The following is a 16,898-nucleotide window of genomic DNA, read 5'->3' on the forward strand; positions in this document are numbered from 1 at the left end:
CTTGACGGCATCGAGCGCTCGGCCAACGAGCTGAAGGAGCTTCGCGTGCACGGCGATCCGTCCCAGCTCGGCGAGCTCGAGCCGCAGATCCTGAAGGCATTGCGCGAGGTCGAAATCGGCAATGAGCGGCTCGGCAAGCTGATGAGCCGGCTCGCCTGCGAAGGCGCCGAGTTCGAAGGCCTGATGAATTCGGCGCAAGCCCTGATGACCGCGCTTGGCGAGGGATCGGCAACCTTGCCGGCCGTGGCCGCGCGGCTCGAACATGCGAATGCCGTGACGCATCGGCTTGAACTCGATGTGCAGGGGCAGTCGGCGCTCGATGGCTTGTTCGCGCGCTACACCATGGAGCGCGAGCGGGTCGTCCATCGCGAATTTTTGGCGCGGATCGGCGTGGCGTCGGTCGTGAGTGCGCCATCCGCGGCGGCGGTTGACGCCGCCGATGACGGTATCGAGCTGTTCTGACGACATTGCGATGCTCCGTGCGGCGCGCGCAATTTGAGCCGGTTGCTTTGCCGGCCATTAACCCTCGCAACACGGCTCGCCGATCGGTCATTGTCGCGCCCAAGAGTTGGGCGCACATACGCGCTCGTCCAGTTGCAGGCACCTCGATGCTCAGAGAAGGCAAATATGCTGCGTGGTTCAGAACCCCTCATGGGCAGGGCACCGGCATCGTGCACCTGGCCGGGGGGACGATCTCCGGCAGCGACTGCTTCTTCACCTATGGCGGCTCCTACCAGGTCGAGCAGGATCGCTTCACCGCGGTGCTAACGACGCGGCGCCATGCGCAGGGGCCGCCGACCGTGTTCGGACCCGACGAGGTCGAGGTCAATCTCGCCGGAATATGCACCGGCGCGATGGCCACCTGTTCCGGCACGGCGAGAGAAGCCCCCGGCGTGCTGTTCGAGGCGACGCTGATCTACAGCCGGGACGAGATGCCGGCGACGGAGCAAAGGGGCGGCGCTGTGGTCAAGCTCAAGGCTGACAAGTTGCCAAAGGCTCTGGACGGCCGGTCGCGCCCGCGGGCGCCGTTCAAGCCCGGGCCGTCCAAGAGTCCGCCCTCCTGACGCCCGGCATTCGCTCCGTGGTCAGCGCGGCAACCGCGCCTTTACAATTGGGGCCTAGCCTGCCGCGCGGAATGGCGGGAGACAGCATGCCCCAGATCTGGATGACCTACGACGAATTGGCCACGCTTTGCGGCTGCGACGCCGCCGAGGCCCGGCTGCGCGCCTCGCATCTGTCCCTGGACAAGCGCAAGAGCCGGGACGGCTTCACCCGCGTCAAACTGAACCTTGCGCTGACTGCCAAATTCTTCACCACCATCCGCGAGGCGGACTTCGATCTCGATCTCGCGATCGCAGGCTTGCGCGACACCCACCGACAGATGGCCGAGCTTCTCACGGCCGAGGAGACGGGCGGCCGACGTGGGGCAGCCTAGCTCGGCGTTCCCGCTGAACGATCACTGGACGCGCAGAATTCGGCCACCATCCCCAGGATGCGCCGATGGTACAGGTTGCAGTTGCCGGCATAATCGGGTCGAATCGAGCTGAGCCTGCGGCCGGAATTCGCCGTGGCGGGCGGTGTTTCTACCAAACGAGACAAAGACCATTGGGGGAGGCTGAACATGAAGCAGGCCACGTGGATGGCGAGTGCGATGATGTTGGGCGTAACGGTGTTGGGGGTGACGTTGTTGGCCCCTGCCGCCCGCGCCGAGGTCGTCAAACTGAGCGGGGAGCTCAAGGGCTCCAACGAGGTGCCGCCGAACAACAGTTCCGGCTCCGGCAAGGCCGAGGCGACCTACGACACCGACACCAAGACGCTGACCTACACCGTCACCTATGACGGCCTTACAGGCCCGGCAATGGGCGCCCATTTCCATGGACCGAGCGAAGCCGGCAAGAACGCCGGCATCGCGCTGCCGTTCAAGTCGACGCAAAGCCCGATCCAGGGCACCGCAACCCTCACCGACACGCAGGCCGCCGATCTCCTCGGCGGGAAGTGGTATGCGAACATCCACACCGCCGCGAACCCGGGTGGTGAGCTGCGCGGACAGATGGCGAAGTAAACCTTCGACAATCTGCGAAATCAGCCGGGCGCCGCCACCGCTCGTGGCCCCCGGAAATCGATTAAAGGCCTGCGCGCCGCCGCCGCTGCAGTGATTGGCGGTGGCGAACGGCATAACCGGCTCCGAACCCTAATCCGAAGACCACGACAAGCAAAAGCAACCCAAGCATTGACCCACCCCCGGACCGGGAAAAAATAGCAGGGGGTGGAACGGGTATCCAGCGTCCAAGGACAATCGAAGGTTTAGATAGTCCTTACGCTTCAGTAGGGCCCGGTCGGTTCTACTGTTGTCGGCTAATTCCAAGCTCCCTTTGAAGCTGCGGCGACAGGCCGAGCGCGCCTTCTGAGCGCCCTTGGTTGGTCCCAACTCCATTGCGATTTCCCGACGAGATCCCCGATGGGGGGGTTGTCTGCACGCCTCTCGAAGGTGACGCCGTCGTGGTCGTCGCACCGCCATATCCTCGGTTCACGCCGCTCGGATAGGTATTCTGGGCCTGCGCGCACAAGGATGTGTCTAGAAGAAACGCCGCTGCCAAGAATGTTATTAGTCGGAAGGTTATCATTGCCGGTCGTCCTGTGGGCTAAAGCCTGTTGAGTTGATAGTGACCGGCTCGGAGGTTTTTGCCAACCTTCGATTCGGGTGCTGATCCATAGCGGCACGCGAGCGATAGACTGGCACCGCAATCTAGTCCGCCAAGGGCAGCTGCAAGTTAGAAGAGCCCCTCGATCAGAATCCGGGCATCAGTGAGCAAAACGCCTATGAATGCGCCGAGTGGCGGCCAAGCGCTCAATACGATACCCCAGAGGATGATCGCAGCTGATCCAATCAGCATTTCTTTGATGTCTCGATGCATTTGCAATTCGATTTTGCAAATTTCCGGCGCGGGGTTCGTCACAAGTGGTAGATAAATTCGCCCGATAAAACCACCTCGGACGGAATTATTATAGCTTCGATGGTGACAATGGTTGACCCGAAAAGTGACTCAATCCATTTCTGGTAAGCGAGTCTCGCCTTCAAAAGCATCGATCTGGCCATATTTCGCTTAATTAGCGTCCGTAACGCGACCCGTTTGGCCGGAGAGGAGGTGCCTCAGTCGGGTTGTTGGGAATTGGATTGTTTTCGGGGTTGGTTAAGGTCGGCGCAATGCCGGTGGTAACGGAACCGCGATTAGGAATAATAACACGCGTGCTAGGTGCCGGCGCTCCCGGATTGAATTGATTGCCCGAGCGATTTGGAGTTGCGTAGGTTCCCGTCGACCTGGAGGTCGTAGATGAATTGATCGGAGCGCCCTGTGACGGCACCGAAGCAAGGGTAGCAGTGATCGCTGCAATAATGATGATTGTTCTCATCGGCCACTCCTTTAAAGCCTTAGTCCAACAATCGGAGATGCGGCGAGTTCCCAAGGTGCAAACTCCAGACGGATTCGACGTCCGGACATGATCATTACCAGCTATGCTCTGCTCGTCCCTGCTTCAACTCCAAAGATGCGTAGCGTCGGATAGGCCGACGAGATGGAGAGCTCCAATTGTGGCTCAAAAATCCCGTCTTCAAACGGGGTGATCTGACTTGTGTTGCTGGGCGGAGGCTCGTTTAAACCATTTCAGCGGCAGGCCCAAACTGTAGGCTCGGCGGCGCAGTTGCTCGGGAGACTTCCTCAATTCGCGAGCAATAACCTGTGGCGTGGCTCCTCCAGCGACTAACTCCCGAAATCGATCGTCGTCTGGTCTGGTCCAAGGTGTAAGAGAAGTGCCTTTATCCATTAAGCAGCCATTGTTGAGCAGCCAGTGTGGTATGTGCGTAATTGATCAGCCAGTCGCCTCGGCTCAAGACTTGACAACGAACAGTAGCGCGATTGCAAGTGCCGCGTATCACATGCGTGCGAACTTATCACGACTCTCGATTTCCGCTCGTTTTCTAGGCAACGAGCGCGGCGTCAGGGCCTGATACGTCAGGACGGCCATGGGCTTCGTCCCCCGCAAGTAACCGCAAAAATTCCGCGAATGGCAATGGCGCCGCGACCAGATAACCTTGGCCTTCCTGGACGCCGCAGGCCATCAGCGCGCGGACCTGCTCTTCGGTCTCGACGCCTTCGGCGACGACGCTCATGTGCAGATCCTTGGCGAGCGTCACCAGCATTTCCACGATCGCGGTGGTTGAGGCGTCGATGGTGATCGTGTCGACGAAGAACTTGTCGATCTTGATCGTATTGGCGCCGAGGCCTTTCAGGCGCGACAGCCCGCTATGGCCGACACCGACGTCGTCGATGGCGACACGGAAGCCATATTCGCGAAGCTCTGCGACGACGGCAGCGGCGCGCACAAGATCGTCGAGCTCGTCACGCTCAGTCACTTCGACAACGATCTGTCGCGCCGAGATCCTGGCCGAAAGCACCGTGCGGCGGAGCGTTTCGACGAAGCCGGCGCTGAGCAGATGCTTTGGCACGACGTTGAGCGACAGCTTGAAATCCTTGTTGGCACGCAGATGCGGCCGGAGATCGGACAGCGCGCGCTCGAGCAGATGCCAGGTCATGGCCTGGATACGCCCGCTCGATTCCGCGAGCGGAATGAAATTCATCGGCGGCACCACGGAGCCGTCCTCGCGCAGCCAGCGCGCGAGGATCTCGCAGCCCTTGATCGCGCCGGTCTCGAGATCGAAGATCGGCTGGAAATACGGCTTGAATTCGCCGCGGGCGAGCGCGCGATCGAGGTCGGCGACGGGCCCCTCCGTCCGGCGGCTGCGTGCCAGGAGAATACCGAAGATGACGCCGAGCGCGAGCGCCAGCGCCATGGCCGGCCAGTAGGCCTCGGTATTCCAGGTGGAGAGCACGGCACGTTCAACGTGGATGGTCGTGCGCAACGGATAGCGCACCGAGTTCTTTTCGAAGCCGGTCGGCAATGGCAGCGCCCTGTCTGGGTCCAGCATGAACTCGCCGAGCTTTTCGCCGTTGTTCAACGCCAGGAGGACTTCACTGTGGGCACGCAGCTCTGCCGGCATGATGTCGAACAGGCTGGCATTGATGCCGAGGATGGCGACCAGTGCCGTCTTCGGATCGATGTCTCTGAGCACGCCCAGTGCGTCGCCGCCGAACTGCTCGACGCGGAACAGGAAGAGTTTCTTGTCGCGCGAGGCCAGCATGTCCCTTCGGTCGGCCCAACCCTTGTCGAATTCCAGCGTCTCGGAATAGGCCGAGCAGATCACCGAGCCATCGGGATTGACGAGGCGCACATCCTTCACCGCCGAGCGCTGATAGACGTGGAGGCGGACCGCCTGCAATGCAGCCCCATCGCAATTGGCAAATCCCTTCCCGGCGAGATCGTCGAGGCTTGCGGCGGCGAAATCGACCGCGAATTCGGACCGGCGCAGGACGACCTCGGTCAACTCGTCGAGCTGGCGTGCCTGCTGGTGGTGGATGAAGCTGGTGGCGGCCAAGTGCCCCGCTAAGCCGAACGCAGCCGTGCTCGCAAGTACGAGCGCCGCCAACATCAGGTTCGGCCGCCGCAATGTCATCCGGCCCGGGAGGGGTTAAGAAACGATGACCCGGACCCTACTCCGGTAGGCGCTAAGATTGGTTTAAGGGCCGTCTAAGGGACCGTCGAAGCTTGGCTTCCCCCAATGGAACCGGTAGGCTGCCACCGCTCAGGGGGCAGACGATGCCGAACGGGCACGGGCCTCATATGGAAGCCCAGAGGCAATCCGTGGCGCGGGAGAACCGGTCCGCTTGACCGCGTGGCCCAGAGACGGACCACCACGAAGGCGATGTTGATAGCGAACCAGACCAGCATTGTGCAGACGACAATGTGTGCCAAGGCCAAGCCCTCAAAATTACTCTGCCCGTCTGGAAACGCGCCACTTGGATGGGGGTTCCTTGGTGTGACGGCGCTAGGCAGGCGAAGAAGGCAGGCTGCCCTTAGCCCTTCTTCAGGCTGCCCTTAGCCCTTCTTGGCGCTCTTCGACTTGATCGAAAGGCCAAGGCGCAACGCCATCCGTTTGACGGCGTCGGGCGATCGGCCAAGCTGCCTGGCAGCCTCTTCCAAAGATATCGAAGACTTGGCCAGCTCCATCAACCGGCGGTCTTCCTTGAACGACCAGGGCTTGCGCGCCATAACCGAAACGATCCTCTTGAACACAACAGAACGACAAAGCCGCCAAGCGACCCATGTTCGCTCGACGGCTTTGCTTGGGTGGGGCCGGGCCTTGGGGGAGCCCGGTGATGAGAGGGATAGGCGATCCAGAAAAACGCGCAACAAGGACTGCGGATTAAGCTAACTGGGAAACCTTACTTTGCATTCTCGGGTGTAAATTGCCCCGTATAAACACGGTGTTCTTAACCCAATCCAATACGCGCGTGCTCGTATCCGCGCTTGAGAATGTCCTGCCACCAACTCTGGTTCTCGCAGAACCATCGAACGGTCTTCGCAAGACCGCTCTCGAAGTTCTCCTGCGCGCGCCAGCCAAGCTCGCGCTCGATCTTGCCGGGGTCGATTGCGTAGCGGAGATCATGGCCGGGACGGTCGGCGACGAAAGTTATAAGATCCCGCCGCGAACCCTTAGCGCCTGGCGCGAGCGCGTCGAGAAGATCGCAGATCCGTTCCACGACCTCGAGGTTGGTTCGCTCGCTGCGGCCGCCGACATTATAGGTCTCGCCGACTTTGCCACGCTCGAGCGCAAGCGTCAGCGCCCTCGCATGGTCCTCGACATAGAGCCAGTCGCGTACATTTTTGCCGTCGCCATAAACAGGGAGGGATTCGTCTGCCAGTCCCCGGATGATCATGTGCGGAATGAGCTTTTCCGGGAAGTGATAGGGCCCGTAGTTGTTCGAGCAGTTCGTCACCAACGTCGGAAGCTCGTAGGTCTCCCGCCATGCGCGAACCAGATGATCGGACGATGCCTTGCTCGCGGAATAGGGCGAGTTGGGCGCGTAGGCCGTCTCCTCCGTGAACAGACCGTCGCGACCGAGCGAACCGAAGACTTCATCTGTCGAAACATGCAGGAATCGAAATCGGGTGCGCCTGTCCGGGGAAAGCGCGCGCCAGTAGCGCAGCGATTCCTGAAGCAGGTTAAAGGTGCCGACAATGTTGGTCTGGATGAATTCGGCTGGTCCATCTATAGAGCGGTCGACATGGCTTTCCGCGGCCAAGTTCATCACCGCGATCGGCTGAAATCTGTCGAAGAGTATGTGCAGACCCACGCTGTCTGAAATGCATTGCCGTTCGAAAGTGTAACGCGGATGGCCCTCGCAGCCCGGAAGTGAAGCCAGATTGGCGGCGTAGGTGAGCTTATCGATATTGACGATGTGCGCGCCGGTGTCTGCCAGCAAATGGCGGATGACGGCAGAGCCGATGAAGCCCGCGCCGCCCGTTACGAAGATGGTTGATCCCTCGAAGCGCATTCAGTCTCTGTGATGTCGCGGCCTAACGGCTCAGCAAGCGATGTACCGACAGCAAATATTCGCCATAGCTGCTCTTGGCGTTCTTCTGCGCCAGCTTCTCGAACGCATCAAGCGAGATATAGCCTTGCCGCAGGGCAATTTCCTCGGGGCAAGCGATACGCAATCCCTGCCGCTGCTCGAGGATCTGCACGAAATGGCTTGCCTCAACCAACGAGGAATGGGTTCCGGTGTCGAGCCAGGCAAAGCCGCGGCCGAGGAGCTCGACATAGAGATCGCCGCGCTCCAGATAGGCCCTGTTCACATCGGTAATCTCGAGTTCGCCGCGCGCCGAGGGCTTGATGCGGCTCGCGATGTCAAGAACGTCGTTGTCGTAGAAGTAAAGTCCGGTCACGGCGATGTTGGACTTTGGCTGCGTCGGCTTTTCCTCGATCGACAGCGCGCGCAAGTTCTTGTCGAACTCGACCACGCCATATTGCTCCGGCGTGTTGACCGCGTATCCAAAGATGGTTGCTCCGCTTGTCCGTGAGGCAGAGCTTGCCAGCATTTCCTGCAGGCGATTACCGTAGAATATGTTGTCGCCAAGCACGAGTGCGACGGAATCCTGTCCAACAAACTCGCGGCCGACAATAAAGGCATCGGCAAGGCCGCGCGGGGTCTCCTGATGGGCGTAGGAAAACCTAAGTCCCATCTCGGAGCCGTCGCCAAGCAGGCGCTGAAACAGGGGGCGGTCCTGCGGGGTCGTGATGATGAGGATATCCCGGATGCCCGCCAGCATCAGCGTAGACAGGGGATAATAGATCATCGGCTTGTCGAAGACCGGCAAGAGCTGCTTCGAGACAACGGCGGTCACGGGATAGAGCCGTGAACCGGTCCCTCCTGCCAGGATAATGCCCTTCATACGCTCTCTAAAGCTCCGCGAACCCTATCCTTGATAGCCTATGGCACGGCCCGCGCAAGTTGGATATTGATCGTCCGATCAGGTGCTTAGAGGCTGGGCCGGACGGGATGAATGTCTTTGCGAGCGATCTGCCGGATGTCCTGATTGTGGAGCCACGGCTTGTTGGCGACCCTCGAGGCTTTTTGCTCGAAATCTACCATGCGAGCCGGTATGCCGAGCACGGTATCCCGGCCTCCTTCGTGCAAGACAACCTCTCGCGTTCGACGAAGGGGGTCTTGCGCGGACTGCACCTGCAAAACCCAAATCCGCAGGGCAAGCTCGTCAGTGTGGTCAGCGGGGCAGTTCTGGACGTCGCCGTCGATGTACGCATCGGCAGCCCAACTTTCGGTCGGCACGCCGCGATTGAACTGAGCGAGCAGAACCGGCGGCAAGCGTGGATCCCCCGTGGACTAGCGCACGGCTTTCTGACGCTCTCAGAGAGAGCGGACGTTCTCTATAAATGCGACCGGCTCTACAGCGCGAAGGATGAGATCGCGATACGCTGGGACGACCCGGCGCTGGACATCGCCTGGGGCATAGCGGATCCCGTGCTGTCACCTAGGGATAAGGCCGCTCCGTGGTTGGAAGCGATCCCGAACCTGCCTCGTTATGGCGAAGTCTGATGCGAATTCTGCTGACCGGGAGAAGTGGACAAGTCGGTGGCGCGCTGCTGCCGCGCTTGGGTGAAAACCACGACGTGCTGGCCCCAAGTCGGGATCAGTTTGATCTTGGTCGTCCGGAATGTCTTGCTGCCGAGCTCGACCGCCTTCGTCCCGACCTCATCGTCAATCCGGCAGCCTTCACAGCTGTGGAGCGAGCGGAGGACGAGCCCGACCTTGCGTTCACGGTCAATGCCGGGGCGCCACAGGCCATGGCCCGCTGGGCCGCGCGCCATGACGTGCCGCTCATTCATTTCTCGACGGATTATGTCTTCGACGGTTCGGGTGAGGCGCCGTGGCGGGAGGATGACGCGTGCAATCCTCTCTCAGCCTATGGTCGCAGCAAATGGGAAGGGGAGAAGGCCGTGCAAACGTCGGGTGCCTCGCACCTGATCATTCGCACGTCATGGGTCTATTCGGCGGGAAGGTCCAATTTCCTCCAAACCATCAATCGGCTCGCGTATGAGCGGGAAGAACTTCAGGTCGTCGCCGACCAGTTTGGTGCGCCAACGTCTGCAGCATCGATCGGGCAAGCGGTCGCAACCATTATTGCTGAGCATCCCTCGCAGCGAGAGTTAGCCAAACTCTTCGCGAGGGCTCGAGGCGTTGTGCATCTGACAAATTCCGGAAGCACAAGCTGGCACGGCTTTGCCTCTGCCATTGTAGAGGCGCTTCGGACGAGGGGAATGCCGATCAAGGCCAAAAGCACTAGGCCGATGGCAGCATGCGAGTATCGCGCCCGGGTTGCTCGTCCGGCGAATTCACGGCTAGACCTCACGCGCTTACGCGAGGCGTTTGGGGTTGTCATGCCTTCCTGGCAGGAGGCCCTGGAGAGCGAACTGGACCTGCTCTGCGGGGCCAAATAATCACTCAAGCCGTCACGTCTGCTTGAGGGGATGCGCCTTTTGGTGCCACGACCAAGCGGTCCGGATGATGGTGGAAAGGTCCGAATGGGTGGGAACAAAGTTCAGGACTCTCCGTGAGGTTGAGGGATCGGCGACCAGATAGGGCGGGTCGCCAGCACGTCGCGGCTTGACGACCTGAGGGACGTCGCGCCCGGTTTCTTGCCTGATTGCGGAGAGGATTTCGCGGACCGAGAAGCCCGAACCGGTGCCAAGATTGAAGCTGCCGCCGACATGCCCCTCGAGCAGCAGTTTTAAGGCGCTGACGTGGGCCGCGGCGAGGTCGGTGACATGGACATAGTCGCGGATCGCTGTTCCGTCGGGCGTCTCGTAATCGTCCCCAAACACGGCGAAATCGCCGACGTGGCCCTGGAGCGCCATCATGGCGCGCGGGATGAGATGTGTCTCGTTATCGCGTAGCTCACCGATGCCGCCTTTGGCATCGGCGCCAGCCGCGTTGAAATAGCGCAGGCAGAAAGCGCCGAAACCATAAGCAGAGCGATAGTCGGCGAGCATCCGCTCGATCATCCATTTCGATGCGCCGTAGGGGTTGATTGGTGCGCAGGGAAAATCTTCCGGCAAGGCCTTGCTGTCGGCATTGCCGTAGACAGCGCCGGTCGATGAGAAAACGATGCGGCGGCAGCCGGCATTGCGCATCGCCTTCAGCAGCGACAGCGTGCCCTGCACGTTGTTGATGTAATATTTCTGCGGATCCGCTACTGACTCGCCGACCAGGCTTGCGGCCGCGAAATGCATCACCGCTGCGACCTTGTACTCTGCGAAGGCGCGCGCGAGCGTCGTTTCGTCAAGGAGGTCACCTGTCACAAGTAAGCCTGCGACGAAACTGCGATGGCCGGTTGAGAGGTTATCGTAGACTACAGGCTGATAACCTGCGGCTGCTAGCGCCCGGCAGCAGTGCGAGCCGATATAGCCTGCGCCTCCCGTAACGAGAATAATCGGTCGGTCTATCATTTTCGTCCCAGTTTCGCTCTTCGCGGCTCGAAAAACTTGGCTAGCCCGCCGATCAATAGAAGGGGCGTAACGCGTGGTCAAATGCCGCGTGGCCGAGCGGTTCGGGATCGTCGCTTAACCTTGACGAACATCCAGATTGGACCGCCGGAGGCCTGATGACGCCGCCGTAAAGAACCGCTATTTTGATCTTCCAGGCTCGGAATGCCGAATGACCAGTCGACTCAGATATCGCCACGCAGTGCTCGTTTTGCTGGTCCTCGTACAGCTGCGACCGACGATGGCCGGCGACAAGAGTTCGGAGGAGCCATCGCCGGAAACGCCGACGATTGAAACACTGCCGTCTCCCGACAGTTCGCTCTCGCGTGAGGATTGGAAGCGTCGGATCGACAACGCGCGCAAACGTTCGGCGCAGGCCCGGCAGGAATGGCGACTGAACGCGCCGCTGCGCAGGTTCGTGCCGGAACCGCCGGAGAAGATTGCGACAAGACGCGTGCTCAGCGACGACACGTTGCAGCCGGGCGACATAGTCTCGACGGATAAGGGCTTTTTCCTGTTCCGTGGCTGGTCGGACGCGGATCGACAAACGCCGGACCTCGCGCCCCTGATGGCTCGCTGAGAATTCTCTCAATCTGAATGGTCTGCACCGCGCGGCAATCGTGCGCTGGAACCAGCTCGGCTTATGGACGAGCATATATATCAATTTACGTCTTTTGGTTGTATTCGTCTTTCGTCACGAGATCGTCGGATTCGTCCTGCTATGTTTGAGCGAACAAAAAGAATCAGAAATGTGAAATGCTTCGAAAAGCTCTAGCAACACCATCGCTCGAAAAGATCAGAGATCGAGCATTCGAAGGCGCATTCTTCGGCGTTGCGCTGATTGCGATGGCAGGTTGGGTCTATTTCATCACTCTGCTGCTGGTGAAATTTTTCTTTTGGTTCCTTGGCTAAGAATCCAGTTCAGACTCAGCGACTGTTTCACAAGCAGGGTGCTGCCTAAAGTTTTACGCGCGTGGCAGGAAAATCAGCGACGATAATCATGATGTCGTCACAACTGGACGATGAGATGCGTCGAGTCTGGGGAGATGGAACGTTCCGCAAATGGATAGATTCCGATGACGCCAGTCCTGATCCTTGTCAGTCTTCTTCGCTGGTTTCGCTCTGGGCTACGCAGCGCGTGCCTCGCGATCTCGCAAGCGACACGAACACCATCGGCTCTATGCACCCTACGCTCTATCGCGTTCCCGGTCGGGCGATCCATCGTTCACCCGGCATCGACGTGCGTTTTGAGGATGGCAATCGGCGAAAGGCTACTCAAACGGCGGCGAAGCCAAATGGCGGCTAACCATGTCGGGTTAGGTTAAATTGCGCGCGCTGTTGTCGGGGTTTTTGCTGATGGCTAGGTTGTGCACGGAAATTGCAAGCGAATTGAATTTGTAAGCGAGTTGATTGCCTTGCGCGTCGCGTTGTGTGGGGTCTCAGGTTGATGGTCTGGCTGTTTTCTCTGGTTGTCCCGCTGTTAGGTGTGCGTGTTATTGCATCGGACGGTCGCCGCCGCGACAGATTGGCCGGGTCGCGGATCCCGACGCAGGGGGCGGGCCATGACTGAGTTGCGGTACAACGCTCCCAGGCGATACTTCGTCGATGCGATTGGCCGGCGTGTCTTGATTGGCCTGACCCTTGAGGAGACGTTCGAGTTCGAGCGGCTGGATAGCCAGCCGCCGGCGAGCGTGGGAGACAAGAAGACCACCCGCATGAACGATCGCGATTGGCCGGTAGGGGGAGAGCAGCGCTGGCTAGAACTCTACGCAAAGCACGAAGGCGCCTGGAAGGTTTGGATGGCGCAAAGGCGGGCCGAACAGCCCGAGGGCTTTAGCCTTTATTAACCATGCCGGATCCATTTTCCGGTCTGGCGCCCTCTAACTGGAAAAAGCGCGGATGTTCCAACTGTTCCTTCGGGCCCGTACCCACAATTTTTTAAAGGAACGATTTGGTAGCGAGCGCGGGTTCCGCGCGCGATCGCCTGAACGCGATGCCGAAACTGACCGGTCGCGGATCGAAGCCATCATGACCGCAATCGAAAATGCGCTGCATACGGTGGAGCGCGAACAGTTGGGTCTGAACAGCCGTGTCGAGGACGTGCTCGCACGGGCATCGGTTACGATTGGCAATGGTGATGACGAGTACCTTGAGCGGGAGGCATTAGATAATCATCACCACGATCTATTCGACAAAGAAATCCAGAATGGCCAGCGACGTCTCAGGGAACTGGAATCCCAGGTGTCACATCTCAAGTTCATAAAAGCTGCGATGCTAACCCGCTTTCCGGACATCAGGGGATTGCCAAGATTGGGCTTCTAAAGGCTTCCCTTCACGTCGCCATAATCACCGTATTTCAACTCGAGTTACGCTATTTCAACGCGGCAATTTTACGACAAGCGACGAATCAACAGACTGGATCGTTTCCTTCAAAAACTCTTTTCCCAGGCGTGAAGCCTGAACGTAAGCAGAAATCGGTACATTCTTCTGCGAAAGCATGACGAGAACGTCGCCGCGCGCCAGTTCTCGTATGTCGGGATCGGCAAGAGCGTCAGATGAGGTTGTGACCACAAGGCGCAATGGCATCAAATGAGTTGCGCTCGGCGCCGTAAAATATGCCATCTTTAGGGCTCCGTTTCGCGCCAAACTATTCGAGCCATTGTTGTTCTCGAGCATGGCTAAGGCGAGCCACAGCTCGGCATCGTAGGGACTTGTCGAAAGGATCCTCTCGAGCCTTCTCTCGACAAAGGGCTCGTCAGCGCGCCCGGGCAGTTTCGACTTGGCCGATTTTGTCGATTGTACCTTCTGCAGAGCCAACGCGAGTGCATGATTGCTTTCGAGGTCGGTTCTAAAGGGAAAAAAGCTTTGTAGCGACGAAGGGATGGGATCTGGAGTGACCGTGACCTGCGCAAGATCTTGAGGAAACGGAGGACGTGCCAACGAGCCCAGTTCGGCAAGCGCCGAAGCCAGCCCACAAGCTCCGATGCCCAGAGCGAATGCCACTAATGCCAGCCGAACAACGCGTGTTGAGAACATGACATAACCCAAGAGCCGCTATCGAGTGTCTAAATGGCGAGGAGGCGGTCGCCCTGAATGGTCAGCAAGGTCAAATTTCCAGTCGCGTAAGCGCCGGTATCAATATTGGCGCGGTTCGATCGAATATCTGGCTGTTGGACAGGCGTATGCCCATGGATGATGTACTTTTCATATCGTTTTTCGTGCTGAAGAAACTCTTCACGGATCCAGAGCATATCGTGCTCCTGCTGCTTACTTAAGGATATTCCAGGCTTAACCCCTGCATGGACAAAGAAGAAGTCGCCACAAACGAAACGAGGTCGTAAGGCCTTTAAAAAGCGCAAGTGCTGCTCGGGCATGGCGACAGCTAGTTGTTCTATTAGCTTAGCTTGCTCCACGGAATCCGGATTGAGGGAGGGCTGCAATCCATACGATGACAACGTTTGGAGCCCACCGTACTGCCTCCAGTCCTGCAGCAAGGAAGAGTTACCTAAGGCATCTAGCAAAAATGACTCATGGTTACCTTTCAGGAAAACCGACTCATGTTTGCGCCCTCGGTCGATCAGTAAATCAATCGTGCGGCGCGAATCCGGTCCTCGATCAATATAGTCTCCCATGAATACGTGGATGGCTCGCTTAGACCCAATTGTCGATAGATCGCGGTCGATCACGGCAAACATCTGCTGAAGTAGATCTGCGCAGCCGTGGACATCGCTTATTGCATAGATGCGAATGCCGTCGGGGAGCCTAGGCTTCTTTAACCCGCTCTTCGATCGGGACAATCTCAGCATCTCGCCAGACCATATGAACTTGAGCCGTTGCTACGCTCTAGCCGCGGCATGGTAAATTTTTCAACGATAGCTTCCGTTGCCTTTGAGTCTATTTACTGGCCTAATACGCGCAGAATTTCAAATCCTTAGCGCTAGCTTCCCAACGGCGGAAAAATTGGGGAGCTTTCGATGCGCGCCTTTTTGACACTAGCGGCGGCCACATTGGTGGCCGTGGGATTCAGCCTCCAGCCGGCAGTTGCCGGCCTTTTGGGCATGCCGATGGGACTGCAGTCTGCTCTGCAACGGATCAAGCTTGAAACGTCGACGCTGCCGCCCATGGCGTACACCATGTTCTGCATCAAGTATGAAGCTGATTGCAGATCAAGGCGAGTTTTCCGCGGTGGCTCGGTGACACTGACCGCTGAACGATGGGCAGATCTCAACGAAATCAACCAGAAGGTCAATCAAACCATCGTTCCCGAACCCAATGAACTCGGTCTGGCTGGCGAGAAATGGCTAATTGGACCAGAACGTGGGGACTGCAATGACTATGCGGTCACGAAACGGCACGAATTGCTCGAGCGTGGTTGGCCTGCTCGCTCGTTGCTCCTGAGTGAAGTCGTAGTCAGTTCCGGCGAACATCATCTTGTCCTGGTCGTCCGGACAAAAAGTGGAGATCTGGTTTTGGACAATCTCACGTCCCAGATCAGACCGTGGACACGTGCTCCATACCGTTGGGTGCGAATTCAAAGCCCCGTCGACACCAGGCTCTGGGCTACTATCGCGAGCCGCCGCGTCTAGGGGGCGGCCGCGTCCCCGAACGTTGCGGACGTAGTGAAACTCTGGGAGACACCCAACCCCGCTGCGACTGCCATCAAAATCTGCACGTTCGCGTTCACGAGCCCCGCGTCGAAGAAGGCCTCGCAAGCGAACGTCAGGATCATCGCCGCAGCGAGAGTTGGAAACGACCAATCTCTTCCCCGCGCAGTAGCCCCGTGCACGAAAAAGCAGAAGATTTGAGCTGCTAATGCAAGCATTAGGGCAAAGCCAAGCGTTCCCCATTCCGTCACCAGAGAGACGGCGGATGTGAGCGGGATCGAAGGACTGACGTCTCCTGGGTGCCGATATAGGCTCGCAATGACATCGTAGGTGCCAACGCCGCTTCCATGCCACGTTGAGTCAGCCAGAACGCGGCGGGCGAGCCCGATTGAACTGCTCTCCGACAGGACGTCGGGAAGCTGGGTTTCGAACCAGGGAAGAGGCTGAAGTTGAATAAGGATGAGGGTGGCGCCGATCACCGCGAGCGCGGTGCCAATGATTGTGGCGGTCCACGCGCCTAGCTTCGTCAAACGGGCGATCAATACGAAGAGGAAGACTAGAACTCCCAATGTAGCTATGGAAACCGTGCCGGGCGGTGTAGAGGCGACCATAAGCGCGATCGCGGTCGCTGACCCAAACAGCCCGAGCAAGCCGCGTCGCAGATTTGTCGCCGAGACGACGGGCGAATTCTGCTTTGAGCGACTCATCGTTCGCTCAAAAATCAGGAGAAACACCGCAATTGCCACCAGTAAGCTGAATATCGCGATGCTCGAATCGAAACCTGCAAAGGGATCGAGGAGGCTGAAATGACCAGACTGTCTCAACAGCGCTGCAGCGGCGACCGCAGAGGCGACGAGGGACAGGACTTCCAGAAGTGTCTCAGCCCTGGTCCGATCCCTTGCGATCAAGACGGTGGAGATAAACAAAGCTACATTGGTCAAGTACCATAAGGTGCTTCGGAGAGTTGTTCCAAGATCTACGCTCGCGTGACCTAGCGGCTTGGACTCGTTAAAGGCATTGCCGACCGCAAGCCAAATTGAGCTCGAAAATGAATGTGCTGGCAGCGGGACGAGCTGAAGCGTCATCCAAGCAAGAGGGAAAATAGCTGCCAAGCCAAGGCCGCGAAACAATCGCACGACGATCCCGCATTCGGCTCGACGATCGAGGGCTGTTGCGATCAGTGTCGCGCTGGCGATTAGTATGAGTCCATGCAGCGCCACTGACTGATGCAGCATTGACAAAATTGGGGCTGCGGCAAGAGCTCCAATGAGAAACAGGATGGCAATTGGCACGCGAGTACTTGTTGGGAATTAACAACTTGAACACTATCGCAGAAT

The 16,898-nt window shown here is 58.7% G+C and carries 18 protein-coding genes and 1 pseudogene; 11 read left to right on the forward strand and 8 right to left on the reverse strand.

Features of this window, described 5'->3' with window-relative positions:
• The 4 genes and pseudogenes from C2U70_RS27015 to C2U70_RS27030 all read left to right on the forward strand — a co-directional run.
• Nucleotides 1-462: pseudogene (locus tag C2U70_RS27015) on the forward strand (chemotaxis protein); the annotation flags it as partial.
• A 146-nt stretch (nucleotides 463-608) separates the two neighbouring features.
• Nucleotides 609-1,064 carry a hypothetical protein gene (locus C2U70_RS27020; protein WP_140981671.1) on the forward strand — a complete coding sequence of 152 codons (456 nt, stop codon included), beginning with the start codon at nucleotides 609-611 and terminating at the stop codon, nucleotides 1,062-1,064.
• 86 nt (nucleotides 1,065-1,150) lie between these two features.
• Entirely contained in the window at nucleotides 1,151-1,435 is a 285-nt protein-coding gene (locus tag C2U70_RS27025; RefSeq protein ID WP_140981672.1) for a hypothetical protein, read from the forward strand.
• A gap of 204 nt (nucleotides 1,436-1,639) precedes the next feature.
• Nucleotides 1,640-2,062 (forward strand): CHRD domain-containing protein, encoded by a 423-nt coding sequence (locus tag C2U70_RS27030; RefSeq protein ID WP_433960713.1) that lies wholly within the window; start codon nucleotides 1,640-1,642, stop codon nucleotides 2,060-2,062.
• Between the two features lie 1,914 nt (nucleotides 2,063-3,976).
• On the opposite strand, the gene C2U70_RS27035 is transcribed toward C2U70_RS27030, so the two are convergent.
• From C2U70_RS27035 to rfbA, 4 genes are all read right to left on the reverse strand, one after another.
• The gene (locus tag C2U70_RS27035) at nucleotides 3,977-5,569 is read right to left on the reverse strand and encodes an EAL domain-containing protein (RefSeq protein WP_140981674.1); all 1,593 of its coding nucleotides are present in this window, start codon (nucleotides 5,567-5,569) and stop codon (nucleotides 3,977-3,979) included.
• Between the two features lie 422 nt (nucleotides 5,570-5,991).
• On the reverse strand, nucleotides 5,992-6,165 hold the full coding sequence (locus C2U70_RS33210; protein ID WP_186294499.1) for a hypothetical protein: 174 nt from the start codon (nucleotides 6,163-6,165) through the stop codon (nucleotides 5,992-5,994).
• A 221-nt stretch (nucleotides 6,166-6,386) separates the two neighbouring features.
• Entirely contained in the window at nucleotides 6,387-7,451 is a 1,065-nt protein-coding gene (rfbB, locus tag C2U70_RS27040; RefSeq protein ID WP_140981675.1) for a dTDP-glucose 4,6-dehydratase, read from the reverse strand.
• 22 nt (nucleotides 7,452-7,473) lie between these two features.
• Nucleotides 7,474-8,349 carry a glucose-1-phosphate thymidylyltransferase RfbA gene (rfbA, locus tag C2U70_RS27045; protein ID WP_140981676.1) on the reverse strand — a complete coding sequence of 292 codons (876 nt, stop codon included), beginning with the start codon at nucleotides 8,347-8,349 and terminating at the stop codon, nucleotides 7,474-7,476.
• A gap of 107 nt (nucleotides 8,350-8,456) precedes the next feature.
• Between rfbA and rfbC the strand changes: the two genes are divergently transcribed.
• The gene (gene rfbC, locus C2U70_RS27050) at nucleotides 8,457-9,011 is read left to right on the forward strand and encodes a dTDP-4-dehydrorhamnose 3,5-epimerase (RefSeq protein WP_140981677.1); all 555 of its coding nucleotides are present in this window, start codon (nucleotides 8,457-8,459) and stop codon (nucleotides 9,009-9,011) included.
• Nucleotides 9,011-9,913, forward strand: coding sequence for a dTDP-4-dehydrorhamnose reductase (rfbD, locus tag C2U70_RS27055; protein ID WP_140981678.1), 903 nt, complete (start codon nucleotides 9,011-9,013; stop codon nucleotides 9,911-9,913). Before rfbC ends, rfbD begins: the two co-directional genes overlap by 1 nt.
• Nucleotides 9,914-9,925: 12 nt before the next feature.
• Here rfbD and galE read toward each other — a convergent pair whose 3' ends face one another.
• Entirely contained in the window at nucleotides 9,926-10,921 is a 996-nt protein-coding gene (galE, locus tag C2U70_RS27060; RefSeq protein WP_140981679.1) for a UDP-glucose 4-epimerase GalE, read from the reverse strand.
• Nucleotides 10,922-11,129: 208 nt separating this feature from the next.
• Here galE and C2U70_RS27065 point away from each other — a divergent pair, with 208 nt between their 5' ends.
• The 4 genes from C2U70_RS27065 (at nucleotide 11,130) to C2U70_RS27080 (ending at nucleotide 13,279) form a co-directional block, all read left to right on the forward strand.
• Nucleotides 11,130-11,537 carry a hypothetical protein gene (locus tag C2U70_RS27065; RefSeq protein ID WP_140981680.1) on the forward strand — a complete coding sequence of 136 codons (408 nt, stop codon included), beginning with the start codon at nucleotides 11,130-11,132 and terminating at the stop codon, nucleotides 11,535-11,537.
• Nucleotides 11,538-11,713: 176 nt separating this feature from the next.
• A complete protein-coding gene (locus tag C2U70_RS33215) occupies nucleotides 11,714-11,869 on the forward strand; it encodes a hypothetical protein (protein WP_186294500.1) in 156 nt (51 codons plus the stop codon).
• A 650-nt stretch (nucleotides 11,870-12,519) separates the two neighbouring features.
• Nucleotides 12,520-12,804 carry a hypothetical protein gene (locus C2U70_RS27075; RefSeq protein WP_140981682.1) on the forward strand — a complete coding sequence of 95 codons (285 nt, stop codon included), beginning with the start codon at nucleotides 12,520-12,522 and terminating at the stop codon, nucleotides 12,802-12,804.
• Between the two features lie 52 nt (nucleotides 12,805-12,856).
• Nucleotides 12,857-13,279: a hypothetical protein gene (locus C2U70_RS27080; protein ID WP_140981683.1), complete on the forward strand. Its 423-nt coding sequence runs from the start codon at nucleotides 12,857-12,859 to the stop codon at nucleotides 13,277-13,279.
• 54 nt (nucleotides 13,280-13,333) lie between these two features.
• Here the strand turns inward: C2U70_RS27080 and C2U70_RS27085 are convergent, their stop codons facing one another.
• The gene (locus C2U70_RS27085) at nucleotides 13,334-14,005 is read right to left on the reverse strand and encodes a hypothetical protein (protein WP_186294501.1); all 672 of its coding nucleotides are present in this window, start codon (nucleotides 14,003-14,005) and stop codon (nucleotides 13,334-13,336) included.
• A gap of 17 nt (nucleotides 14,006-14,022) precedes the next feature.
• Complete coding sequence (locus C2U70_RS27090; protein WP_140981685.1) at nucleotides 14,023-14,763, reverse strand: metallophosphoesterase family protein; 741 nt, start codon at nucleotides 14,761-14,763, stop codon at nucleotides 14,023-14,025.
• 168 nt (nucleotides 14,764-14,931) lie between these two features.
• On the opposite strand from C2U70_RS27090, the gene C2U70_RS27095 reads away from it, so the two are divergent.
• Entirely contained in the window at nucleotides 14,932-15,543 is a 612-nt protein-coding gene (locus C2U70_RS27095) for a transglutaminase-like cysteine peptidase (protein WP_140981686.1), read from the forward strand.
• Here the strand turns inward: C2U70_RS27095 and C2U70_RS27100 are convergent.
• The gene (locus tag C2U70_RS27100) at nucleotides 15,540-16,853 is read right to left on the reverse strand and encodes a hypothetical protein (RefSeq protein ID WP_140981687.1); all 1,314 of its coding nucleotides are present in this window, start codon (nucleotides 16,851-16,853) and stop codon (nucleotides 15,540-15,542) included. The genes C2U70_RS27095 and C2U70_RS27100 overlap by 4 nt on opposite strands.
• Nucleotides 16,854-16,898 lie beyond the last annotated feature (45 nt).

The sequence above is a fragment of the Bradyrhizobium guangdongense genome (assembly GCF_006483445.1).
Taxonomy (GTDB): domain Bacteria; phylum Pseudomonadota; class Alphaproteobacteria; order Rhizobiales; family Xanthobacteraceae; genus Bradyrhizobium; species Bradyrhizobium guangdongense_A.